The following is a 21,792-nucleotide window of genomic DNA, read 5'->3' on the forward strand; positions in this document are numbered from 1 at the left end:
GGCGCCCCCACCGCACATGGGGGGCGCCTCTTCGGGCGGACGGGACCGGGGCGTGCGGCCCGCCGCGCGGGGTTCACCACGCGCGGCGGGGACTCACTGCGCCCGGTCGAAGTCGATGGCGCTGTAGGCGCGCAGCTTCGAGAGCCGGTGGGTGGAGTCGATCTTCCGGATGGTGCCGGACTTGGACCGCATGACGATGGACTCGGTGGTCGCGGTCTCCGAGCGGTAGCGCACTCCGCGCATCAGCTCGCCGTCCGTGATGCCGGTCGCCACGAAGAACACGTTGTCGCCGCTGACCAGGTCGTCCGTGGACAGCACCCGGTCCAGATCGTGCCCGGCGTCCAGGGCGCGCTGCCGTTCGGCCTCGTCCTTGGGCCAGAGCTTGCCCTGGATCACCCCGCCGAGGCACTTTATGGCGCAGGCCGAGATGATCCCCTCGGGCGTGCCGCCGATGCCCATGAGCAGGTCGACGCCGGTGCCCTCGCGGGCGGCCATGATGGAGCCGGCCACGTCGCCGTCGGAGATGAACTTGATCCGGGCGCCGGTCTCCCGGATCTCCTTGACGATGCCCTCGTGGCGCGGCCGGTCCAGGACGACGACCGTGACGTCCTCGGGCATCGAGTTCTTCGCCCGCGCGACGCGGCGGATGTTGACGGAGACCGGGGCGTTGATGTCGACGAAGTCGGCGGCCTCCGGGCCCGTCACCAGCTTGTCCATGTAGAACACGGCGGACGGGTCGAACATGGCGCCCCGGTCCGCCGCGGCCAGCACGGCGATCGCGTTGGGCATGCCCTTGGCGTTCAGCGTCGTGCCGTCGATCGGGTCGACGGCGATGTCGACCTCGGGCCCGGTGCCGTCGCCGACGCGCTCGCCGTTGAACAGCATGGGGGCCTCGTCCTTCTCGCCCTCGCCGATGACGACGACGCCGTTCATCGACACGGTGGAGACGAGGGTCCGCATGGCCTTCACGGCGGCGCCGTCGGCGCCGATCTTGTCCCCGCGGCCGACCCAGCGCCCGGCGGCCATGGCGGCGGCCTCGGTGACCCGGACCAGCTCCAGGGCGAGGTTGCGGTCGGGGGCCTCCGGGGAGACCTCCAACTGCGACGGCAGATGATGCTCGGACATCGGAGCGCACCTTTCTGTACGACGACGACCGGATGAGGGTGATGTGACTCTATCGCCACGTCGATAAAATGAGCAGACCGGGTCACGTTTGAGCGGGCGCCCCCGGTTCGGACGCGCCGGCGCTGATGCGACGATGGGTCCGTGGCAAAGCAGCGTGGCAAGCAGACAGCGCGGGACATGTTCCTGTCGGTGATGGTGATCGCCGCCGTGGCGGGCGTCGTCTACCTCTTCGTTCCGCACGACGACAAGGCCGACCCGGTCAAGCCCGTCGACTACCGGGTGGAACTCCTGACCGCCCGGCGCGCGGCCCCGTACCCGGTGGCGGCCCCCGGCGGGTTGGCGGAGGAGTGGAAGGCGACCTCCGTGCGGTACGACGGCGCCTCCGGCAACAGCTGGCACCTGGGCTTCATCGATCCGGACGGGAAGTACGTCGCGGTCGAGCAGTCGACCGCGGCGGCCGGCAAGTACGTCACCGAGGTGAGCCAGCAGGCCAAGGACACCGGCCGCACCCAGCAGGTGGCCGGGGAGACCTGGCAGCGCTGGGAGGGCCCGCGCTACGACGCGCTGGTGCGCCACGACAAGGGCACCACGACGGTCGTGACCGGCTCGGCGTCGGCGGAGCGGCTGGCCGAGATGGCGGCGGCGCTCAAGACCTCCTGAGCGGGTGCGGAAAAGGCCCCGGAGCGGTGCTCCGGGGCCTTCCTCGTGTGCGTACGCCCCTGGGGGCGGCGGCTCAGACGGTCGTGACGACCTCGTCGTACGCGAGGCGCGGCAGACGCGGGAACCAGGCGTCCTCGCCCGGCTTGCCGATGTTGACGACCATGAGGAGGCTGTGGTCGGCGTCCAGGAACTCCTTCTCGATGCCCGCGGCGTCGAAGCCGGTCATCGGGCCGGCGGCCAGGCCGGCGGCGCGGACGCCGATGATGAAGTAGGCGGCCTGGAGGGCGGCGTTCAGACCGGCGGCCGACTCGCGGACCGGGCGCTCGGAGAAGAACGCGTCCTTGGCCTGCGGGAAGTGCGGCAGCAGGGCCGGGAGCTCCTCGTGGAACTCGTTGTCGGCGGCCAGGATCGCGACCAGCGGGGCGGTCGAGGTCTTGGGCTGGTTGCCCTCGGCCATGTGCGAGACCAGACGGGCGCGGGCCTCGTCCGAGCGGACCAGGACGACGCGCAGCGGCGACTGGTTGAAGGCGGTCGGGCCGTACTTGACCAGGTCGTAGATCGCCTGGACCTGCTCGTCGCTGACCGGCTCGTCGGTGAACGTGTTGGCGGTACGGGCCTCGCGGAAGAGGAGGTCCTGGGCGGCGGGGTCAAGAGCGAGGGACATCGTGGGGATTACCTTCCGGACGTACACGGTGGATCGAGCAACGCGGATCACCGTACGGCAGGATTAGGTTAACTTTCAACTAAAACGGTGGGGGAGTGATCCACTCCACAGTGCGGCCCCCTTGCGCCCGCGCGACTACTCGGTACCCGCGGACCGGGCGCCCCCCGGGCCGTCCTCCGGGTCCGCCAGGGCCGCGTCGAGCCGGGCCCGCGCGCCCTCCAGCCAGCGGCGACACACACCCGCCAGCTCCTCACCGCGCTCCCAGAGCGCGAGGGAGTCCTCCAGCGAGGTCCCGCCGGCCTCCAGCCGGCGCACCACCTCGATCAGCTCGTCGCGCGCCTGCTCGTAGCCGAGCGTGCCCGTCGCCGCCGTGGCGGCGGAGGCCGCGCCCTGGTCGTCCGTCATGTGATCCACCCTATGCGTCGGCTCGGTCGGTCTGATCGGCTGCCGCCCCGTCCGGTGCGGCGACCCGTACGGTGAACTCGCCGCCCGAGACCCGGGCCCGCAGCGCGTCCCCGGCCTCGCCGGCGTCCCCGGGGGACCGGACGACGTGGCCGTCCGCCCGCTGGAGGACCGCGTAGCCGCGCTCCAGGGTGGCGGCGGGGGAGAGCGCGACGACCCGGGCCCGGGTGTGGGCCAGCTCCGAGTCCGCCCGGTCCAGCAGATGGCCCAGCACCCGCCGGCCGCGGCCGGTCAGCGCGTCCACCTCGGCGGCGCGCTCGTCCACCATGCGGTGCGGGTGCTCCATCGAGGGCCGCCCCAGGGCGTGGGCCAGGCCCCGCTCCTCGCGGTCGAGCAGCCCCCGTACCGTCCGCAGCGCCCGGTCCCGCAGCTGCCGCACCCGGTCCAGCTCCTCGCCCACGTCCGGCACGACCTTCTTCGCCGCGTCGGTGGGCGTGGAGGCGCGGACGTCCGCGACCAGGTCGAGCAGCGGCGAGTCCGGCTCGTGCCCGATCGCGGAGACGACCGGGGTGCGGCACCGCGCGACCGCACGGATCAGCTGCTCGTCCGAGAACGGCAGCAGGTCCTCCACACTGCCCCCGCCGCGCGCCACGACGATCACGTCCACCTCGTCGAGCGCGTCCAGCTCCTCGACCGCCCGCACCACCTGATTCACCGCGTGCACCCCCTGCACCGCGGTGTTGCGCACCTCGAAGCGGACGGCCGGCCAGCGGCGGCGGGCGTTCTCCAGCACATCGCGCTCGGCCGCCGAGGCCCGCCCGCAGACCAGCCCGATCAGCTGCGGCAGGAACGGCAGCGGCTTCTTGCGGTCGGCGGCGAACAGTCCCTCGCCCGCCAGGGACCGCTTCAGCTGCTCCAGCCGCACCAGCAGTTCACCGATGCCCACCGGCCGTATCTCCGTGGCCCGCAACGAGAGCTGGCCGCGCGGCGCGTACCACTCGGGCTTGGCGAGGACGACGACCCGCGCCCCCTCCGTCACCACATCCGCGATCCGGTCGAACACCTGCCGGAAACAGGTCACGCCCACCGAGATGTCGTGCGAGGGGTCGCGCAGCGTCAGGAAGACCACACCGGCCCCCGGCCGCCGCGAGAGCTGCGTGATCTGCCCCTCGACCCAGACCGCGCCCAGCCGGTCGATCCAGCCCCCGATCAGCCGCGACACGTCACCGACCGGCAGCGGGGCGTCCGGAGAAGTTTGCAGAGCCATGCGGCGAGCGTATCGGCCGCCACCGACAACGAACGGGCCGACGACATCCCCACCGCCGACGGGCGAACGGCTTTACGACCGTCTCGCCGTCGACCACGAACGGCTCTTCGGTCGTCCCGCCGTCGACCACGAACGGCTTTACGGTCGTCCCGCCGTCGACCACGAACGGCTCTACGGCTGCCCCACCACCCGGCCCCGCTGGGCGAGGAGCACCGCCAGCCCCACCACCAGCCAGCAGGCACCGACGACCTGGGCGCTGCCCGTCGCCTCCACGATCACCGCGATCAGGATGCCCGCCCCGACCACGGGGACCAGGACATGACGCCACCAGACGGGCGGCCCCTCCATCCGGCGGACCGCGAACCAGCCGACCACCGACGCGTGGAGCAGCACGAACGCGGTCAGCGCCCCGATGTCCACCACCGAGACCAGATGATCGAGACCGTCGTCGCGCCGGGCCGCCCACACCGCGGCGACCAGGGTGATGGCGGCCGCGATCAGGATCGCCGGACGCGGTACGCCCGACCGCGCGTCGACCCTGGCCAGCAGCGCGGGCAGCCGGCGCTCCCGGGCCATCGCGAAGACCAGCCGCCCGGCCGCCGCCTGCCCCGCCAGCGCCGCGAACGCCGCCCCGATCGCCTTGCTGACCGCCACGAGATCGTGCAGCCACGTGCCGACCGCGGAATCCACCGTGTCGTAGAAGGCCGACCCCTGCGCCTCCGGGTCGGCGGCCAGCTCGGCCGACGACATCGGTTCCAGGAGCGCCGCCAGATACCCCTGGGCGACGAACAGCACCCCCGCGAACACCAGACAGAACAGCACCGCGCGGGCCACCTTCTCCGAACCGCCCGTCACCTCCTCGGCGAAGGAGGCGATGGCGTCGAAGCCCAGATAGGAGAGCACCGCCACCGAGACCGCGCCCAGCACGGCCGTCGCCGAGAACCCGGAATCCCCGGTGAGCGGCGACAGCCAGCCGCGCTGCGCCCCGTCCCGGACGAGCACGACCACCGCCGATCCCAGGAAGACCAGGAGCACGGCGATCTCCATGGCCAGCACCGCGAAGCCGACCCGGGCCGCTGCCCGCACCCCCCACAGGTTGAGGAAGGTGGTGAGGACCACCGCGAGGGCCGTCCACACCCAGCGCGAGACCTCCGGGACCAGGGCGTTCATCGCGATGCCCGAGAAGAGGTACGCGACGGCCGGGATCAGCAGGTAGTCGAGCATCGCCATCCACCCGGCGACGAACCCCGCCCCCTCGCCGAGCCCCTTGCGCGCGTACGCGAACACCGAACCGGCCAGCGGAGCCACCCGCACCATCTGGGCGTAACTGAAGGCGGTGAACGCCATCACGACCGTCGCGGCGACATAGACGAGCGCCACGGCCCCGTCCGACTTGGCGTCCAGCGTGCCGAACACGCCGACCGGGGCCATCGGGGCGATGAACAGCAGCCCGTAGACGACCAGGTCCCGGAAGCCGAGCGTCCGCCGCAGGCGCGCCCGCTCCGTGGAGCCGGAATCCGTAGCGTTGCCGGCCATGAGCCCTCCGTAGGTAGCGTCGTGATCAGTCTCCCGACCCGCCGCGCCCCGCGCCCGTCAGGTGCGTCCTTACGGCCCCGCCCGCCGCGGGGGAGGCCGTTACGATGGGGCGCATGACTGCTACGACCCCCCGACGCGTCCTCCTCGCCGCTCCCCGTGGCTACTGCGCGGGCGTGGACCGTGCCGTGATCGCCGTGGAGAAGGCCCTGGAGCAGTACGGCTCCCCGGTCTACGTGCGCCACGAGATCGTCCACAACAAGTACGTCGTGCAGACCCTGGAGAAGAAGGGCGCGATCTTCGTCGAGGAGACGGCGGAGGTCCCCGAGGGCTCGATCGTCATGTTCTCCGCGCACGGCGTCGCCCCGACCGTGCACCAGGAGGCGGCCGAGCGGAAGCTCGCCACGATCGATGCGACCTGCCCGCTCGTCACCAAGGTCCACAAGGAGGCCGTCCGCTTCGCGCAGGACGACTTCGACATCCTCCTGATCGGCCACGAGGGCCACGAGGAGGTCATCGGCACCTCCGGCGAGGCCCCCGACCACATCACCCTGGTCGACGGCCCCGAGGACGTCGCGAACGTCGAAGTACGCGACCCGTCCAAGGTCGTCTGGCTCTCCCAGACCACGCTCTCCGTCGACGAGACGATGGAGACCGTCGGCGCGCTCAAGGAGAAGTTCCCCCTCCTGATCTCGCCGCCCAGCGACGACATCTGCTACGCCACGCAGAACCGCCAGATCGCCGTGAAGCAGATGGGCGCCGACGCCGACCTGGTGATCGTCGTCGGCTCCAAGAACTCCTCGAACTCGGTCCGCCTCGTCGAGGTCGCCCTCGGCGCGGGCGCGGGCGCCTCGCATCTGGTCGACGGCGCCGACGAGATCGACGAGGCCTGGCTGGAGGGCGTCTCCACGGTCGGTGTCACCTCCGGTGCCTCCGTGCCCGAGGTGCTGGTCGACGGGGTGCTGGCCTGGCTGGCCGAGCGCGGTTTCGAGGACGTGGAGATCGTCAAGGCGGCGGAGGAGTCCATCGTCTTCTCGCTGCCGAAGGAACTCCGCCGCGACCTGCGCGCCGAGGCGGCGGAGCTGGCGGCCGAGTAGCCGCCGCGGGGGCCCGCGTTCCCCCGGGCTTCCCGTTCCGGAAGTGGGCGGGCCCGGCTGCCCGTACCGTGGATCCCATGGAGATCTTCGGTGTGGACATCGGTGGTTCCGGGATCAAGGGCGCGCCCGTGGACCTGGACCGCGGCGATCTGGCGCAGCCGCGCCACAAGGTGCTCACCCCGCATCCGGCCACCCCTGAGGACGTGGCCGGATGCGTGGCCGAGGTGGTCGGCCACTTCGACTGGAAGGGCCCGGTCGGCATCACCTTCCCGGGCGTCGTCACGGACGGTCTGACGCGCACCGCGGCCAATGTGGACAAGGGCTGGATCGACCTGGACGCCCGCACCCTGCTCGGCGGGAAGCTGGGCCTCCCGGTCACGCTCCTGAACGACGCGGACGCGGCCGGCATCGCCGAGATGACCTTCGGCGCGGGCCGGGGCCGCAAGGGCACCGTGATCGTGCTGACCCTCGGTACGGGCATCGGCAGCGCGCTCTTCATCGACGGCAGGCTCGTCCCCAACACGGAGCTGGGCCATCTGGAGCTGCACGGCCACGACGCCGAGAAGCACGCCTCCACGAAGGCCAAGGAGGACGAGGACCTGAGCTGGCACCACTGGGCGCACCGGGTGCAGAAGTACCTGGCCCATGTGGAGATGCTGTTCTCGCCGGAGCTGTTCGTCATCGGCGGGGGCGTCAGCCGGAAGGCCGACAAGTTCCTGCCGCTGATCGAGCACGTACGGGCCGAGATGGTCCCGGCGGAGCTGCAGAACAACGCGGGGATCGTCGGCGCGGCGATGGCGGCGGCGGGGCGCTGAGGCTCCCGGGCTCACTGCGGCGTGGCGCTGACCCCGCGCGCGCTCACGGTGGCGTGGTGCGGCGGGGCGCTGAGGCTGCCGTGCTCCCTGCGGCGTGGCGCTGACCCCCGGGGCTCACTGCGGTGTGGTGCGGCGGGGCGTCGTCCGGCTCGCGGGCCGGGGTGCGGCGGCGGGGGAGCCGGCGGGCCGGCCGGTGTGGGCGGCGATGACGAGCCGCCGCTGCCGGGCCCGCATCAGACGGACCTTGCGTACGGTGGCGATGATCCCGGCCACGAGGGTGCCGCCGTACAGCCAGCCGGCGTGCACGGCGAGCGCGGTGACGACGGCCATGGTCTGCCCGCCGATGCCGCCCGTTCCGCCGGCGATCGGGATGACGCCGACGGCGAAGGCGATCGGGACGCTGATCGGCGCGGTGACCAGGTCCGCGGGGCGGACCCAGAGCGCGGTGAGCGCGCTGACCGGCAGGAAGAGCACGCCGTAGACGGTCGGCGAGGCGTCGAGGACCAGCCAGTCCAGGCAGGCGAGGACGAACATCACGGCGGCGGCGAAGAGCCCCGCCCCGATCCCGGTCAGCCGCGGGTTCGGCAGCCGCCGCAGGACCGGCACGGCCGGGCCCCCCGGACGTGCCGTGCCGCCCGGCCCCCGGTGGACGGGCGCCCCGGAGACCTGACCGGTGCGGGCACCGGCGCCCGGGGCCGCATGGGTTTTGAGCGGGGACAGGGGGGTCTGACGGGTCTGCCTACGCTGCGGGGGACGTGTCCTGGGCTGCTCCACCGGGACAACGTAGGTCGCCGGGTACGGGGAAGCGGGTGCGGGACACGCGCTTTGGCCGAGCTTGGCGATGAGTTCGATGCCACACGGCCCAACGGGAACCGGTCAGGACCCGGCGCCGGGGCGCGGACGGGGGTTCCGCGCGCCGTCGCGCGAACGGGCGGTCTCGCACGGCGCCTAGACTCGTCCGCATGGTTCGGGCGTCCCGCGGTGAGATGACCCCGGGGATGTGGCGGCGCGAGGCGGGCACGGTGATGCGCCGGGCCGGGGCGCTCCCGGAGCGGTCCGGGGCCTCGGGGGCCTCCAGCGCAGTCGTCGCCGAGTTCCGGGTCGTCCCCGCCCCCACGGAATGGCCGCCGCACGCCCACCACCTGCACGAACTCGTCTGGGTGCGCGGCGGGACGCTGACCTCCCGGGTCGGCGACCGCGTCTTCACCGTGTTCGAGGGACACGGACTGTGGATGCCCGCCGGAGTGGTGCACGCCGGCCGGGCGACCGGGGGCGCGCGCTTCCACGACGCCTTCTTCGCCCCCGACCGCACGCCGATCGCGTTCGGGGAACCGAAGGCCATCGAGATGACGCCGCTGCTCACGTCCCTGCTCACCCATCTGGCGCGTACCGATCTCGACGAGGCGGCCCGGCTGCGGGCGGAGTCCGTCGTGTTCGACGTGATCCGGCCCTCGGAGCACCAGCTCGCGCTGCGGCTGCCCGGCGACCCCCGGATCGACGCGATCGCCGAAGCCCTGCTCGACGACCCCGCCGACGGGCGCTCGCTGGAGGACTGGGCGCGGGAGCTGGGGAGCAGCGACCGTACGGTCACCCGCGCGTTCCGCCGGACGACGGGTCTCTCCTTCGCGCAGTGGCGGCAGATGCTCCGGGTGCACCGGGCCCTGATGCTGCTCTCCGACGGATGGGACGTGACGTCGGTCTCCGAGAGTCTCGGCTACGCCCAGCCCAGCACCTTCATCGCCGCGTTCCGGCGGGTCATGGGAACCACACCGGGCGCGTTCTTCGGCGCCGCGGACCCGGTGTCCGGGCGGACCCCGGAGTCCATGAGTCCTTGATCTGCTCAGGCAGGGCCGACGCGGTCCTCCGGCGGGTCCGGGAGGCCGTTCCGCGTGGCTGACGCGGCCCTCCGGGGTGTCCGGAATCCCGTATCGGGTGGCGAGAACACCTGATTGTCGGCCCGCTAAGCGGAATATAGACTTCCCGAAGTTAGGTAACCCTTAGTTGTTGCTCGACGTGCTCGGCGCTGCCCGTGCGCGGACGGGCGCGCGGCCCGGCCGGTGACGGCAGGGCGGGGTGCCGCCGCCCGCACCCCTGCGACCATCCGGACCCTCTCATGCTCACCAGCCCCTTCCGGCGTACCGGAGAACCCCCGGCCCGTTCCGCGACAGCCCCGGCCGCCGCGCTCAACGGGCGCGACCTGGTGCTGCGCTACGGCGGCGAACAGGTCGTCCACGGGGTCTCGGTCACCCTGGAATCCGGCCGGGTGACGGCCCTCGTCGGGCCGAACGGCAGCGGGAAGTCCACGCTGCTGCGCGCGCTCGCCCGGCTGCACCGGGCGGACGCGGGCCGGGTGACGCTCGGCGTTCCCGACGGACCCGAGGAGTACGACGCGGCGCTGCTCACCCCCCGCCGGTTCGCCCGCGAGGTGACGCTGTTCTCCCAGTCGAGGCCCGCTCCCCAGGGGCTGACGGTCGCGGAGGTCGTGGCGTTCGGACGCCACCCCTACCGGCGCGGCTTCGCCGGACCGGCCCCCGAGGACACGGCCGCCGTCGACCGGGCCATGGGCGTCACCGGCGTACGGGACATGGCGGCGCGCCAGGTCGGCGAACTGTCCGGCGGGGAGATGCAGCGGGTGTGGCTCGCCGCCTGCCTCGCCCAGGACACCGGCGTCGTCCTGCTGGACGAACCCACCAACCACCTGGACCTCAGGTACCAGTTCGAGACGCTCGACCTGGTGCGGGACCTCGTGGAACAGCACGGCATCGCGGTCGGCATCGTGCTGCACGACCTGGACCACGCCGCCCGGATCGCGGACACGCTCGTCCTCATGCGGGACGGCCGGGTGTACGCGGCCGGACCGCCCGCCGACGTCCTCACCGCCGCGAACATCGGCGAGGTCTACGACATCCGGGTCGAGGCCGGCATCGACCCGCGTACGGGCCGTCTGCGCATCGACCCACTCGGGCGCCACCTCTCCTGACGCGCGCCACCCTCCCGGAGCGGCCCGTACGCCGCCCCTTCGAATCGTTTCAGACCGGTCCGTCCGACCGGTCGGAGAAAGAGAACCCTCATGAACCGTGCCCGTCGCCTGACGTCCGCAGCCGCCTCGGCCGGACTCGCCCTGTTCGCCCTCACGTCCTGCGGGACGACCGACGCCGATGCGGTCAAGGCCGGCAGCAGCGCCGACCCGTCCCCCGCGTCGAAGGACTGCGCCCAGGACACCACGGCCACCTCGACCGGGCCGGTCACCCTCACGGACGGCGTCGGCCGCCAGGTGAAGCTCGACAAGCCCGCCCAGCGCATCGCCGTCCTGGAATGGCAGCAGGTCGAGGACGCGCTGACCCTCTGCGTCACCCCCACCGCCGTCTCCGACGTCAAGGGGTACAGCACCTGGGTCAGCGCGGAGAAGCTGCCCGCCGGGGTGACGGACATCGGCACCCGCGAGGAGCCCGACCTCGACACCCTCTACGCCACCGAGCCCGACCTCATCGTCGTCGAGGCGTTCGACGCGAAGGACGAGACGATCAAGAAGCTGGAGAAGCGCGGCGTCCCCGTGATGGCCACGCGCGGCGCGAACCCCAAGGACCCGATCGGGAACATGCGCGAGGTGTTCAGCATGATCGGCAAGGCGACCGGCCGCACCGAGCGTGCCGACCAGGTGCTCAAGGAGTTCGACGCCCACCTGGCCGAGGCCAAGCAGAAGGTCATCGACGCCGACCTGCCGACCCGCGACTTCGTCTTCTTCGACGGCTGGCTGGAGGGCGGCAACCTCACCGTACGCCCCTACAGCGACGGCGCCCTCTTCACCGAACTCGGCAAGGAACTCGGACTGAAGCCCGCCTGGACCAGCAGCGTCGACAAGAAGCACGGCAACGGAGGCGTCGATCCCTCCTACGGCCTCGCGCAGACGGACGTCGAAGGACTCGTCGCCGTGGGCGGCGCCAACCTCTTCTACGCCAACGACGAGGGCGCCGGCGGATATGTCGCCGCGCTGGAGAAGAACCCGATCTGGAAGACCCTCCCGGCCGTGAAGGAAGGCCGCGCCCACGCCTTCCCGGCACGGGTGTGGGGCGCCGGCGGCCCCCGCTCCAACGAGCAGGCGATCGACGCCTACGTCGACGTACTCGACAAGAAGTGAGCACCGCGCACCGAGCGGGGCGGGAACGAGCGGTGTCGGAACGGGTCGCGTCGGAACGGGCTGTGTCGGAACCGGCCGTCCCGTCGCGCGAGGAGCGCGGCGGCGGCCCGGCCGGGGCGGCCGTCCTGGCCGCCCTCCTTGCCGCGACCGTCCTGGTGGGGCTCTGGCATCTGACCCAGGGGACCTCCGGCGTCGGCGTCACCGACCTGCTGCGCCACCTCACCGGGCAGCCGGAGAACGCCGACGGCGCACCCGTCGGCGAGATCCTCACCGGCTCACGGCTGCCGCGCCTGTTCGCGGGCGTGGCGGTGGGCTTCGCCCTCGGCTGCGCCGGCACCCTGCTCCAGTCCGTCACGCACAACACCCTCGCCTCGCCCGACACCCTCGCCGTCTCGGCCGGCTCCTACTGCGCCGTCACGCTCGTCGCCGCCTTCGGCGTCACCGCCCCGCTCTGGGCGTCGGGCGCCGTCGCCTTCGCCGGCGGCCTCGTCGCGGCGGCCCTCGTCCTGCTCCTCGCGGGCCGGGCCGCCGGCACCTCCGGCACCCGCCTCGTCCTCGCCGGATCGGCCATGGCGATGGCCCTGGACTCCGCGACCGGGATGCTCCTCATCCTGTTCAAACAGAACACGACCGGCCTCTACGCCTGGGGCAGCGGCTCGCTCTCCCAGCTGAACATCGACGCGTCGCTGCGCGCGATCCCGCTCGTCCTCGTGGTGCTCTGCGCCGCCCTGACCCTCTCCCGGCGGCTGGACGTCATGAACCTGGGCGACGACACCGCGGCCACCCTCGGTGTGCCCGTCCGCTCCACCCGGGTGGCCGCCGTGGTCTGCGCGGTGCTCCTGACCAGCACCTCCGTGACCCTCGCCGGCCCGATGGCCTTCGTCGGCCTGGGCGCCCCCGTCCTGGCCCGACTGCTGGCCGGGCGGGTCCGCGCACTGCGCCGGCACCTGCTGCTGATCCCCGCGGCCGGGCTGCTCGGCGCGCTGCTCATCCTGCTCGCGGACGCGGTCCTGCGCGCCGTACAGGGGGCGGACGGGGCGGCCTCCATCCCCACCGGGGTGCCGACCACCCTGCTCGGCTCCGTCGTGATCGTGGTCCTCGCGCTGCGGCTGCGCGACACGGGCCGGCTGCGGCAGCCCCCGCCGGCCCGGGTCGCCGTGCGCTCCCGTCGCGGCTACCTCCTCCTCGTGGCCGGCGCGCTGGTCCTGCTGGCCGCCGCCGTCCTCGTGGCCGTCCTGGCGGGCAGCCTCTGGCTGCGCACCGGGGACCTCGCCCTCTGGATCCGCGGCACCGCCCCCGGTCTGGTCGGCCAGGCGCTCGACGACCGGGTGCCGCGGGTGACCGCCGCGGTGCTCGCGGGCGCGGCGCTCGGACTGGCCGGATGCGTCGTGCAGGGCACCGTACGCAACCCGCTCGCGGAGCCGGGGATCCTCGGCATCACGGCGGGCGCCGGACTGGGCGCGGCGGGCGTCGCCACCTCGGGCCTGGGCGGCGGACGGCCGGTGCTCATCACGGTCGCCGTCGCGGCCGGCCTCGCCACGTTCGGTCTGATCGCCCTGCTGGCCCGGCGCGGGGGCTTCCTGCCCGACCGGTTCGTCCTGATCGGGATCGGTACGGGGTACGGGCTCAGCGCGGTGACCACGTTCCTCCTGCTGCGCGCCGACCCGTACAACACCCCCCGCATCTTCACCTGGCTCTCCGGGACGACGTACGGCCGTACGTTCCCCGACGTCGTCCCGGTCGCCATCGGCCTGGCGCTCGCCCTCCCCGCCCTGCTGCTCCTGCGCGAGCGGCTCGACCTGCTCGCCGTCGACGAGGACACCCCGCGCCTGGTCGGCGTCCGCGTGGAGCGCACCCGCTTCACCGCGCTGGCGATCGCCGCGGTGCTCGCGGCCCTCGGTGTGGTCGCCGTCGGGGTCGTCGGCTTCGTGGGGCTCGTCGCCCCGCACCTCGCCCGGTCCCTCGTGGGCGCCCGCCAGGCCCGCGCGATCCCCGTCGCGATGCTGCTCGGCGGCCTGCTTGTCTGCGTCGCCGACGCGCTGGGCCGCACGGTCGTCGCCCCCGCGCAGGTGCCGGCGGGCCTGATGATCGCGCTGGTCGGGGCCCCGTACTTCGTCTGGGTGCTCCGGCGGTCGCGGGCGTGAGGCCGGGCAGGTCCGTGCCTCCGTACTTCCCCGTCCCCGTCCCCGACTCCGTTCCCATCCGTATCGTGTCAGGAGAGTTTCGTGCGGTCTGTGCAGAGTGTCGTCGTCATGCCGTACGAGCCGGAGGAGGTGTCGGCGCGGCTCGGGCACCCCGGGGTGGCGGAGCGCTGGCGGTCGGTGGACCGCTCGGCCCATGCCCCGCACGTGGTGGCCGTAGCCGGTGAGAGGGGCGACGACTGGACCGCCGCCGCGCTGGTGACGGCCCGTCCGGGGACGGCGTATCTGAAGATCGTCGATGCCGTCGGGGACGTACCGGCGGCCCTTGCGGCGGTCACCGCCCACGCGGTCCGCCGAGGACTGGTCCAGCTGAAATGGGAGGGGTGGACGGCGACCCCCGAGGAAGCGGCGGCCGCGGGCTTCACCGCCCTGGACCCGCCGGTCGCGCAGGCGCAGGGCGCGGCGGGCCCGGAAACCGGCTATGTGCGCTGGCTGTACGAGGAACTGGTGGCGGCGCCTGCGGAGGAGGACGCGGCGATGGCGTCTGTACCCGAGGGCCGGGCGAGGGAGCACGCGTACGCCGACATGGTGGCGCCACCTCCGTACTACGGACAGAGCACCCACTTCACCTGCGGCGCCGTCACCGCCCTGGTCGCCCAGGCGCACGCGGGAGTCCTGCCGCGCGAGGCGCTCGACCGCCGGGCGGAGCTGACGCTGTGGCGCGACGCGAACAACGTCATGGCGTGCGAACCCGTCGGGCTGGGGGTCGCCCTGCGCAGGGCCAGGCCGTCGTCCCGTGTCACGGTCCACCTCGACACCGACCGCCCCGTCCTGCTCGACCACCTCGCGCCGGACGACCAGGAGTGGCGCGCCCTGCTCCAGGAGGTGTCCCGAGCGGAGGCGGAGCGCCTGGGCGTCCCCGTCGACCCGCACCACCTCCCCCTGAGCGCGGTCCGGGAGGCGATCGGCCGGCGCGACCACGTCCTGCTCCTTCTCTCGCTCGCCGCGATGCAGGGGTTCGACGTGCCGCACTGGGTGCTCTGCCACGGCGCCGTGCCCGGCGCCCTCGTGATCGAGGACCCCTGGGCCAACGCCGCGACGGGGGACACCTGGGTCGACGCCCACCTCCTGCCGGTGCCCGACGCGTCCCTCGACACCATGTCGACGATGGCTCCGGGCGGCTTCCGCGGAGCGGTGACCCTCGGCCGCCCGCACCGGTGAACGCCCCCGACCGCGCCGGGCCGGGGGCTACGCTGCCCGGTGCCCGGCACCGCCGTACCGAGCCGCCGTACCGAGGGGAAGACGAAGCGATGGAGATCCGTTCCACGACCGACGAGGACCTGGAGGTCTTCGTCGACACCGTCCACACCGCGTTCGGGAGGTTCCCGGAGACCCCCGTCACGGACGACGGGCGCTGGTGGTCGGCGCTGGAGATGGAGCGCGCCCTGTTCGCCGTCGCACCGGACGGCAGGCCCGTCGGCACCGCCGCCGCGTACTCCTTCGAACTCACCCTGCCCGGCCGCATACCCGTCCCGGTCGCCGGCGTGACCGCCGTGGGCGTCGTGCCCTCGCACCGGCGGCAGGGGGTGCTCGGCGCGATGATGCGGCACCAGCTCACCGAGGTACGGGCCCGGGGCGAGTACCTCTCCGTACTGCTGGCGTCGGAGGCCCCGATCTACGGCCGCTTCGGCTACGGCCCGGCCACGTCCACCGCCCGGCTGACGGTGCCGAGGGACCGGGCGGCGTTCGCGGTGGCCAGGGGGCGCGGGACCGGTGCGGGCGGGGGCGCGGAGACCGGCACCGACGTTGGTGCCGGCCCGGGGACCGGGGCCGACGGCGGTTCGGTCGAGGTGCTGAGGCGGGCCGAGTGCGGCGAGATTCTCGAAGCGGTGTACGACCGGTACCGCCGCGCGCAGCCTGGGGCGCTGTCCCGGCCGCCCCGCTGGTGGGCGCGGGGGGCGGGGCAGCCGCCGGTGTCCCCGGCGCCGCGTTACGTGGCGGTGCACCGGGACGCGGACGGCGTGCCGGACGGGTACGCCAGCTACTCCCTCGGCGAGGAGAACACCCTGACGGTCGACGAGACCGTCGCCACGGACGACGCCGTGTTCACGGCCCTGGCCCGCTGCGTCCTCGGGCACGACCTGGTCTCCCGGATCGTGTTCCGGCACGTCCCGCCCGAGCACCCGCTGCGCTGGCAGCTCGCCGACGTCCGGGCCGGGGAGGTCGGCGGTCAGACGGACTGGTTGTGGGTGCGCCTCCTCGACGTACCGCGTGCGCTGACCGCGCGGGGCTGGTTCGCGGACGGGGAGATCGTCCTGGACGTCGACGACCCGTTCCTCGGGGAGCGGGCCCGCCACCTGCTGACCGTCCGCGACGGGAAGGCGGAGTGCGTTCCCACGGACCGGGACCCGGACCTCTCCCTGGACGTGCGGGACCTGGGCTCGGTGTACCTGGGCGGCACCCGCCCGAGCACACTTGTACGCGCCGGACACATCACGGCGCACCACCCCGGCGCGGCGGCGCTGGCGGACACGCTGTTCGCGACGGAGGAGCCCCCGCACTGCCTGCACTGGTTCTGAGGGGCGGGGCGGGAGCGTCCGCCCCGTGCCCGTTCCCGCTCATCCACGCGAGGTAAGGGCCGATCCCGCGTTCGAGGGAGATGTCCTCGCCCGTGTCCCTGTACCGTGATACGCGCACGTGGACGCCGATGCGCTCGGGCTCCCGCCCGGAAGGGGGAGCCGGTGGTGCGTCCGGAGTCGCGGCCGACCCCACCCTTCTTGATCCTGAGCGGACGTTTGTGGCATGAGTACTAGTATCGGAATCGTCGGTCTGCCGAATGTCGGCAAGTCGACCCTGTTCAACGCCCTGACCAAGAACGACGTGCTGGCGGCCAACTACCCGTTCGCCACGATCGAGCCCAACGTCGGCGTGGTCGGTGTCCCGGACCAGCGCCTCAACAAGCTGGCCGAGATCTTCGGCTCCCAGCGGCTCCTCCCGGCGACCGTCGACTTCGTCGACATCGCGGGCATCGTGCGCGGCGCGAGCGAGGGCGAGGGCCTGGGCAACAAGTTCCTGGCGAACATCCGCGAGTCGGACGCGATCTGCCAGGTCATCCGGGCCTTCAAGGACGAGAACGTCGTCCACGTCGACGGCAAGGTCTCGCCCAAGGACGACATCGAGACCATCAACACCGAGCTGATCCTCGCGGACCTCCAGTCCGTGGAGAAGGCCATCCCGCGCCTCACGAAGGAATCCCGCCTCCAGAAGGAGAAGGTCGCCGTCCTGGCCGCCGTCGAGGAGGCCAAGAAGATCCTCGAAGCGGGCGACACCCTCTTCCAGGCCGGCATCACCGCCGGCACCGAGAAGGGCCACCTCCTCCACGAGCTGCACCTCCTCACCACCAAGCCCTTCCTCTACGTCTTCAACGTCGACGAGGACGAGCTGGTCGACGAGGACTTCAAGAACGAACAGCGCGCCCTGGTCGCCCCCGCCGAGGCCATCTTCCTCAACGCCAAGATCGAGTCCGAGCTGATCGAACTCGACGACGACGAGGCCCTCGAACTCCTCCAGTCCATGGGCCAGGACGAGCCCGGCCTCGCCACCCTCAGCCGCGTCGGCTTCGCCACCCTCGGCCTCCAGACCTACCTCACCGCCGGCCCCAAGGAATCCCGCGCCTGGACCATCAAGAAGGGCGCCACCGCCCCCGAGGCGGCCGGTGTCATCCACACCGACTTCCAGAAGGGCTTCATCAAGGCCGAGATCATCTCCTTCGACGACCTCGTCGAAGCCGGCTCCGTCGCCGAGGCCCGCGCCAAGGGCAAGGCCCGCATGGAGGGCAAGGAGTACGTGATGCAGGACGGGGACGTCGTGGAGTTCCGCTTCAACGTGTGAACCGTCTAGCGAAAGGCCGTTTGACCTGCGATGGAGCGGGTTGGGCGGCCTTTTTCTCTTGAGGGCGGGAGGGCCTGAGGCGGTCTGTCACTCACTGCGCGTCAGCGTCTCCCTCATGATGTCCTCGATCGGGATGCCGGGTGCCGGGGTGGCCATGCGCTCGTCGATGATCCGGTTGATCTCGCGCTCTTCCCACTCCTGATACTTGCGCAGCACTTCGATTGAGACGACGGCGGCGACCTGCTTGCCCCGCCGGGTGATCACGGTGGGGACATCGTCTCGGTCGGCTCGCTCCACGACCTCGGCCAGATGTGCTCGAACATCGCGGATGGACTCTATGGGCAGTGGCTGTGTCATGGGCTCAAAAGTGCCGAGCGTGCCATGTGTACACAAAGTGTGTTGTCGATCCCTCGCTACGGGGTGTGGCAACCGGGGGCAGGGGACTGGACGCACTGGTGAGGTCGAGCGTCGGCCTACGGGCGTTCCCAGCCGTTGGCGAACTCGCACTGGCGGTCGGTCCAGCGGCGAAGTTCGGCGGGGCTGTCGCTGGGGTGGCCGAGGTGTCCGACGCCCTCGGCCCACGCGGCCCAGAGGCCGTCGGGCTCCGTGAAGCGGGCGGCGTGGTGGGTGCCGAGGTGGGCGTCGAGGTGGAGGAGGGCGCCCAGGGCGGCGGGCTGGTCGTAGTGGGGGTCGGTGCGGGGGAGGTAGGCGGTGAGGATCTCCGCGTCGGTGTGGGTGCCGAAGCGGGCCAGGGCGAAGCAGTAGGCGCCGCCCGAGTAGGAGACCTCGCTCGCCAGGAGCAGGTCGCCCAGGCGGGCGCGGAACCGTTCGCGGCGGTCGACGCCGATCAGCCAGGCGGCGGTGAGGCGCGAGCGCCATTCGAAGGCGAGGAGGGCGTCGAGTTCGGCGTCCGTGATCGTGGTGGCGTCGTCGATCAGATGACGGGTGAAGCGGGTGGTGCGCCGCCACCGGGGGCCCATGAAGTGCCCGCTGTTCAGTACGAGGTAGCGGGGGAGGCTGTCACGTAGCGCTTGACCGCATGGTTCCGGCCGGTCTCGTCGGGGGGCTGGGGCGGCATCACATGCCTCTCCGGAGAAGGGGGCGGGCCGGGACGTCGCCCGGCGCCCGTCTCGGTCCCGGTCGATCCGTCGGTTCGGCCGGGTGGCGGCCGTGAGGGCCGTGCCGCAGCGCTCTACCGCTTTATCCCCACCCCGGCCAGCAGGCTGATCTGCGCGTCCGGGATCTCCCCGCCGTCCGCGCCGAGGCCGGTGGCGCGCCAGCGGTGGCAGCAGATGATGCCGGGGGCGATGAGGTCGAGGCCGTCGAAGAAGCGGGCGACGTCGGTGTGGGAGCGGAAGTGGACCGGGGTGCCGGACTTCGTGTAGACCTCGGCGACCTGGTTCCAGGTCGGGGGGTCGAAGTCGGGGGTGCAGTGGTTCATGGCGAGGGCGCTGCCCGCGGGGAGGGGGTCGAGGAGGCGGCGGACGATGGCGTACGGGTCGTTCGGTTCGGTGATGAAGTGCATGAGGGCGTTGAGGGAGAGGGCGATGGGGCGGGTGAAGTCCAGGACTCCCGCCTCCTCCACGGCGCTCATCAGGGCGTCGGGGTCCGTGGCGTCGGCCTCGACGTAGGCGGTGCGGCCCTGGGCGGTGCTGCGCATCAGGCGCTCGGCGTACTTCAGGACCAGGGGGTCGTTGTCCGCGTAGACGACACGGGCCTCGGGGACCACGGACTGGGCGACCTGGTGCAGATTGGGCTCGGTCGGGATGCCGGTGCCGATGTCCAGCCACTGGCGGATGCCGTGCTCCTGGGCCAGGACCTTGGTGGCCCGGTGCATGAAGGCACGGTTCTCCCGGGCGGTCAGATAGAGGCCGGGGTGGGCCTCGGCCGCCACCAGGGCCGCGTCCTTGTCGACCTCGAAGTGGTCCTTGCCGCCGAGGAAGTAGTCGTACATCCGGGCCGAGTGCGGCCTGCTCGTGTCGAGGTCCCGGCCCGTCTGCCTGGCGCTCATGTGCGTCCCTTCGTGCCTGTGTCGGTGTTGCTGCCCGTGCTGCTGCCGTGCTGCTGCCTGTGTCGGTGCCCGAACCGGGCCTGCGGCGGGCCTGTTTCAGTACCCGTGCCGGGCCTGCGGCGGTCGGTCGGCCGCCTCTCAGCCCGCCGCCAGATGATCGGCCAGTCCCGCCTTGACCCCGCGCACGAACGCCGCGATCTCCTCCGGTGCGTAGATCAGCGCGGGGCCGGCCGGGTCCGTCGACTGGCGGACGGCCACGCGGCCGTCGTTGAGCTGCTTCGTCTCGACGCACTGGCCGCCGTTGGGCCCGCTCCAGGGGCGTTCCCAGCCCTGGTCCCCGAGGTCGGTGGCGGGCATTCCGTTGTAGATGGACTCGTCGGCGATCGTCATGATGCGTACTCCTTGCGCATGCGGTCCAAGAGCGCCCGGCTGGCCTCGGAGGACGTCAGCAGGGCCATGCGGGTGTGTGCCTCGAGATGGGAGACGACGTCCGCGCGCTGGTCGAGATAGACGGAGGCGGACAGCAGCTCGCTGTAGACGATGTCGGGCAACTCGGGTTCCTCGAAACGGAAGTACGTGAACGGGGCGCACGCGCCCACGTGCGCCCCGGCCGAGAAGGGCACGATGTCCAGGCTGACGTGCGGCAGTTCGGAGAGTTCCAGGAGGCGGTCGAGCTGCTCCCGCATCACTTCCGGACCGCCCACCACGCGGTGCAGGACGGCCTCCTCCATGACCACCCACAGCGTGGGCGCGTCCCCGCGGTCCAGCAGGCTCTGGCGGCGCAGGCGCAGCTCCACGCGCCGTTCCACCTCCTCCTCACTGCCGTGCGGGAGGCCGCCGCGCAGTACGGCGCGGGCGTAGTCGGGGGTCTGCAACAGGCCGGTGACGTACTGCGGTTCGTAGGTGCGCAGGGTCTTCGCGCCGGTCTCCAGGCTGACGTAGGCGGTGAACCAGCCGGGTACGGCGTCCCGGTACGAATGCCACCAGCCGGGCCGGTTGGCCTGCTCGGCCAGGTCGACGAACTCGTCGATCTCCTGGCGGCCCGCGCCGAAGGTCTCCAGAAGCTTCTCCACGTACAGGGGCTTCAGGGCGACTTCGGCCTTTTCGAGACGGCGGATCGTCAGGGTCTTCACGCGAAGCGCCTTCGCCGCGTCCTCCAGCGAGGCCCCGGCGGCCAGCCGCATGTCCTGGAGCCGGCGGCCCAGGATCATGCGCAGGACCGTCGGCGCACTGGTGCCGGAACGGGCTTCGCTCACGCCCTACCTCCTGAGGGGCCGTCAACATGGTCATTCTCGCACCGACTTGATGCATACACCAGGTTGATAACAGCGCTGCTGAAATTATCAGGGAGTCGGTTGCAGCATGAATGCGTCCGCGCGCATAGTGGGGGTGTGAGCGGTGGGTCACAGCTCCGCAGCAGGGTCCGGCCCGGAGGGACGCGCGACGCCGACGGTGTCGCCCGCACCCCGTCGCCGTACGCCTGCTCCGACGCACGTCCCCCGCCGCTCGTGTTGGGCCCGCATCCCCTCACCGCGCCCGCCCCCCAGGGCAGCGCTGGAAGGCGACAACCGTGACGACGTCCACGCCCCCGGCCCCTGCCTTAGTCCGGGCCGGGTCGCGCCGGGAGTACTGGTTCGGCCTGCCCGCCCTGCGCACCAGCGCCCGAGCGGCCCGCGACACCGTGCGCGACCGGCTCCGCGCCTGGGATCTGCCCGGCGACACCTGCTGCGACGCGGTGCTGCTGGTCTCCGAGCTGACCACGAACGCCCTCCTGCACACCGGCAGCGGCCATCTGCTGTGCGGCCTCACGCTGACCGACGACGGGCGGCGCCTGCGCGTCGAAGTCCATGACGAGAGCAGCGAGCCGGTCCAGCCGCCCGGACGCCGCACCGGCCCCGGCGAGGAGGGCGGGCGCGGACTTCTCCTCGTCCAGCAGCTCGCGGACCGGTGGGGCTCCGCCCGCTCCACACTGGCCGAAGGAAAGGCCGTCTGGGCCGAGTTGACCGTTCACGCCTAGGACACCTGTTCCGGTGCCGTCGGACGCGTTC

General features: G+C 72.4%; 22 protein-coding genes. 11 read left to right on the top strand and 11 right to left on the bottom strand.

The window, feature by feature from the left end:
- Nucleotides 1-93 precede the first annotated feature (93 nt).
- Entirely contained in the window at nt 94-1,125 is a 1,032-nt protein-coding gene (gene glpX / locus ACFVDM_RS07545) for a class II fructose-bisphosphatase (protein WP_383634473.1), read from the bottom strand.
- Between the two features lie 141 nt (nt 1,126-1,266).
- Here glpX and ACFVDM_RS07550 point away from each other — a divergent pair, with 141 nt between their 5' ends.
- Nucleotides 1,267-1,785 carry a DUF4245 domain-containing protein gene (locus tag ACFVDM_RS07550; RefSeq protein WP_383634475.1) on the top strand — a complete coding sequence of 173 codons (519 nt, stop codon included), beginning with the start codon at nt 1,267-1,269 and terminating at the stop codon, nt 1,783-1,785.
- A 73-nt stretch (nt 1,786-1,858) separates the two neighbouring features.
- On the opposite strand, the gene ACFVDM_RS07555 is transcribed toward ACFVDM_RS07550, so the two are convergent.
- From ACFVDM_RS07555 to ACFVDM_RS07570, 4 genes are all read right to left on the bottom strand, one after another.
- A complete protein-coding gene (locus ACFVDM_RS07555; protein WP_383634477.1) occupies nt 1,859-2,449 on the bottom strand; it encodes a malonic semialdehyde reductase in 591 nt (196 codons plus the stop codon).
- A 135-nt stretch (nt 2,450-2,584) separates the two neighbouring features.
- Nucleotides 2,585-2,854, bottom strand: coding sequence for an exodeoxyribonuclease VII small subunit (locus tag ACFVDM_RS07560; protein WP_383634479.1), 270 nt, complete (start codon nt 2,852-2,854; stop codon nt 2,585-2,587).
- Nucleotides 2,855-2,864: 10 nt separating this feature from the next.
- Nucleotides 2,865-4,118 carry an exodeoxyribonuclease VII large subunit gene (gene xseA / locus ACFVDM_RS07565; RefSeq protein ID WP_383634481.1) on the bottom strand — a complete coding sequence of 418 codons (1,254 nt, stop codon included), beginning with the start codon at nt 4,116-4,118 and terminating at the stop codon, nt 2,865-2,867.
- Between the two features lie 171 nt (nt 4,119-4,289).
- Complete coding sequence (locus tag ACFVDM_RS07570) at nt 4,290-5,654, bottom strand: APC family permease (protein WP_383634483.1); 1,365 nt, start codon at nt 5,652-5,654, stop codon at nt 4,290-4,292.
- 104 nt (nt 5,655-5,758) lie between these two features.
- Between ACFVDM_RS07570 and ACFVDM_RS07575 the strand changes: the two genes are divergently transcribed.
- Together ACFVDM_RS07575 and ppgK are read left to right on the top strand one after the other, a co-directional pair.
- A complete protein-coding gene (locus ACFVDM_RS07575; protein WP_383634485.1) occupies nt 5,759-6,748 on the top strand; it encodes a 4-hydroxy-3-methylbut-2-enyl diphosphate reductase in 990 nt (329 codons plus the stop codon).
- A gap of 77 nt (nt 6,749-6,825) precedes the next feature.
- Nucleotides 6,826-7,563, top strand: coding sequence for a polyphosphate--glucose phosphotransferase (gene ppgK, locus ACFVDM_RS07580; RefSeq protein WP_383634487.1), 738 nt, complete (start codon nt 6,826-6,828; stop codon nt 7,561-7,563).
- Between the two features lie 114 nt (nt 7,564-7,677).
- Here ppgK and ACFVDM_RS07585 read toward each other — a convergent pair whose 3' ends face one another.
- Nucleotides 7,678-8,337 carry a DUF6542 domain-containing protein gene (locus tag ACFVDM_RS07585; protein ID WP_383634489.1) on the bottom strand — a complete coding sequence of 220 codons (660 nt, stop codon included), beginning with the start codon at nt 8,335-8,337 and terminating at the stop codon, nt 7,678-7,680.
- Between the two features lie 188 nt (nt 8,338-8,525).
- Between ACFVDM_RS07585 and ACFVDM_RS07590 the strand changes: the two genes are divergently transcribed.
- The 7 genes from ACFVDM_RS07590 (at nt 8,526) to ychF (ending at nt 17,733) form a co-directional block, all read left to right on the top strand.
- Entirely contained in the window at nt 8,526-9,398 is an 873-nt protein-coding gene (locus ACFVDM_RS07590) for a helix-turn-helix domain-containing protein (RefSeq protein ID WP_383634491.1), read from the top strand.
- Nucleotides 9,399-9,676: 278 nt separating this feature from the next.
- Nucleotides 9,677-10,543, top strand: a complete 867-nt coding sequence (locus ACFVDM_RS07595; protein ID WP_383634493.1) for an ABC transporter ATP-binding protein — start codon at nt 9,677-9,679, stop codon at nt 10,541-10,543.
- 90 nt (nt 10,544-10,633) lie between these two features.
- Complete coding sequence (locus tag ACFVDM_RS07600; RefSeq protein ID WP_383634495.1) at nt 10,634-11,701, top strand: iron-siderophore ABC transporter substrate-binding protein; 1,068 nt, start codon at nt 10,634-10,636, stop codon at nt 11,699-11,701.
- A gap of 32 nt (nt 11,702-11,733) precedes the next feature.
- Nucleotides 11,734-13,845 carry an iron ABC transporter permease gene (locus ACFVDM_RS07605; protein WP_383634497.1) on the top strand — a complete coding sequence of 704 codons (2,112 nt, stop codon included), beginning with the start codon at nt 11,734-11,736 and terminating at the stop codon, nt 13,843-13,845.
- Between the two features lie 108 nt (nt 13,846-13,953).
- Nucleotides 13,954-15,063: a peptidase C39 family protein gene (locus tag ACFVDM_RS07610; RefSeq protein ID WP_383635390.1), complete on the top strand. Its 1,110-nt coding sequence runs from the start codon at nt 13,954-13,956 to the stop codon at nt 15,061-15,063.
- 89 nt (nt 15,064-15,152) lie between these two features.
- Nucleotides 15,153-16,421, top strand: a complete 1,269-nt coding sequence (locus tag ACFVDM_RS07615) for a GNAT family N-acetyltransferase (RefSeq protein ID WP_383634499.1) — start codon at nt 15,153-15,155, stop codon at nt 16,419-16,421.
- A gap of 223 nt (nt 16,422-16,644) precedes the next feature.
- Nucleotides 16,645-17,733, top strand: coding sequence for a redox-regulated ATPase YchF (ychF, locus tag ACFVDM_RS07620; RefSeq protein WP_383634501.1), 1,089 nt, complete (start codon nt 16,645-16,647; stop codon nt 17,731-17,733).
- 87 nt (nt 17,734-17,820) lie between these two features.
- Here ychF and ACFVDM_RS07625 read toward each other — a convergent pair whose 3' ends face one another.
- The 5 genes from ACFVDM_RS07625 to ACFVDM_RS07645 all read right to left on the bottom strand — a co-directional run bounded on the left by ACFVDM_RS07625 (nt 17,821) and on the right by ACFVDM_RS07645 (nt 21,000).
- Complete coding sequence (locus tag ACFVDM_RS07625) at nt 17,821-18,090, bottom strand: type II toxin-antitoxin system Phd/YefM family antitoxin (protein ID WP_383634503.1); 270 nt, start codon at nt 18,088-18,090, stop codon at nt 17,821-17,823.
- 116 nt (nt 18,091-18,206) lie between these two features.
- Nucleotides 18,207-18,713, bottom strand: a complete 507-nt coding sequence (locus ACFVDM_RS07630) for a DUF6000 family protein (RefSeq protein WP_383634505.1) — start codon at nt 18,711-18,713, stop codon at nt 18,207-18,209.
- Nucleotides 18,714-18,925: 212 nt separating this feature from the next.
- A complete protein-coding gene (locus ACFVDM_RS07635) occupies nt 18,926-19,744 on the bottom strand; it encodes an SAM-dependent methyltransferase (protein ID WP_383634507.1) in 819 nt (272 codons plus the stop codon).
- A 138-nt stretch (nt 19,745-19,882) separates the two neighbouring features.
- On the bottom strand, nt 19,883-20,134 hold the full coding sequence (locus ACFVDM_RS07640) for a DUF397 domain-containing protein (RefSeq protein WP_383634509.1): 252 nt from the start codon (nt 20,132-20,134) through the stop codon (nt 19,883-19,885).
- Nucleotides 20,131-21,000 carry a helix-turn-helix domain-containing protein gene (locus ACFVDM_RS07645; RefSeq protein ID WP_383634511.1) on the bottom strand — a complete coding sequence of 290 codons (870 nt, stop codon included), beginning with the start codon at nt 20,998-21,000 and terminating at the stop codon, nt 20,131-20,133. The genes ACFVDM_RS07640 and ACFVDM_RS07645 overlap by 4 nt, the downstream gene beginning before the upstream one ends.
- Nucleotides 21,001-21,314: 314 nt before the next feature.
- Between ACFVDM_RS07645 and ACFVDM_RS07650 the strand changes: the two genes are divergently transcribed.
- The gene (locus tag ACFVDM_RS07650) at nt 21,315-21,761 is read left to right on the top strand and encodes an ATP-binding protein (RefSeq protein WP_383634513.1); all 447 of its coding nucleotides are present in this window, start codon (nt 21,315-21,317) and stop codon (nt 21,759-21,761) included.
- Nucleotides 21,762-21,792 lie beyond the last annotated feature (31 nt).

Origin of the sequence: Streptomyces sp. NPDC057682, assembly GCF_042799575.1 — a bacterium.
In the GTDB taxonomy this organism is placed as follows: domain Bacteria; phylum Actinomycetota; class Actinomycetes; order Streptomycetales; family Streptomycetaceae; genus Streptomyces.

What these genes read in the sequence shown, in the direction of transcription:
- glpX (WP_383634473.1), bottom strand. Translation starts at nt 1,125, where the DNA reads ATGTCCGAGCATCATCTGCCGTCGCAGTTGGAGGTCTCCCCGGAGGCC.
- ACFVDM_RS07555 (WP_383634477.1), bottom strand. Translation starts at nt 2,449, where the DNA reads ATGTCCCTCGCTCTTGACCCCGCCGCCCAGGACCTCCTCTTCCGCGAG.
- ACFVDM_RS07560 (WP_383634479.1), bottom strand. Translation starts at nt 2,854, where the DNA reads ATGACGGACGACCAGGGCGCGGCCTCCGCCGCCACGGCGGCGACGGGC.
- xseA (WP_383634481.1), bottom strand. Translation starts at nt 4,118, where the DNA reads ATGGCTCTGCAAACTTCTCCGGACGCCCCGCTGCCGGTCGGTGACGTG.
- ACFVDM_RS07570 (WP_383634483.1), bottom strand. Translation starts at nt 5,654, where the DNA reads ATGGCCGGCAACGCTACGGATTCCGGCTCCACGGAGCGGGCGCGCCTG.
- ACFVDM_RS07575 (WP_383634485.1), top strand. Translation starts at nt 5,759, where the DNA reads ATGGGGCGCATGACTGCTACGACCCCCCGACGCGTCCTCCTCGCCGCT.
- ppgK (WP_383634487.1), top strand. Translation starts at nt 6,826, where the DNA reads ATGGAGATCTTCGGTGTGGACATCGGTGGTTCCGGGATCAAGGGCGCG.
- ACFVDM_RS07590 (WP_383634491.1), top strand. Translation starts at nt 8,526, where the DNA reads ATGGTTCGGGCGTCCCGCGGTGAGATGACCCCGGGGATGTGGCGGCGC.
- ACFVDM_RS07595 (WP_383634493.1), top strand. Translation starts at nt 9,677, where the DNA reads ATGCTCACCAGCCCCTTCCGGCGTACCGGAGAACCCCCGGCCCGTTCC.
- ACFVDM_RS07600 (WP_383634495.1), top strand. Translation starts at nt 10,634, where the DNA reads ATGAACCGTGCCCGTCGCCTGACGTCCGCAGCCGCCTCGGCCGGACTC.
- ACFVDM_RS07610 (WP_383635390.1), top strand. Translation starts at nt 13,954, where the DNA reads ATGCCGTACGAGCCGGAGGAGGTGTCGGCGCGGCTCGGGCACCCCGGG.
- ACFVDM_RS07615 (WP_383634499.1), top strand. Translation starts at nt 15,153, where the DNA reads ATGGAGATCCGTTCCACGACCGACGAGGACCTGGAGGTCTTCGTCGAC.
- ychF (WP_383634501.1), top strand. Translation starts at nt 16,645, where the DNA reads ATGAGTACTAGTATCGGAATCGTCGGTCTGCCGAATGTCGGCAAGTCG.
- ACFVDM_RS07625 (WP_383634503.1), bottom strand. Translation starts at nt 18,090, where the DNA reads ATGACACAGCCACTGCCCATAGAGTCCATCCGCGATGTTCGAGCACAT.
- ACFVDM_RS07630 (WP_383634505.1), bottom strand. Translation starts at nt 18,713, where the DNA reads ATGGGCCCCCGGTGGCGGCGCACCACCCGCTTCACCCGTCATCTGATC.
- ACFVDM_RS07635 (WP_383634507.1), bottom strand. Translation starts at nt 19,744, where the DNA reads ATGAGCGCCAGGCAGACGGGCCGGGACCTCGACACGAGCAGGCCGCAC.
- ACFVDM_RS07640 (WP_383634509.1), bottom strand. Translation starts at nt 20,134, where the DNA reads ATGACGATCGCCGACGAGTCCATCTACAACGGAATGCCCGCCACCGAC.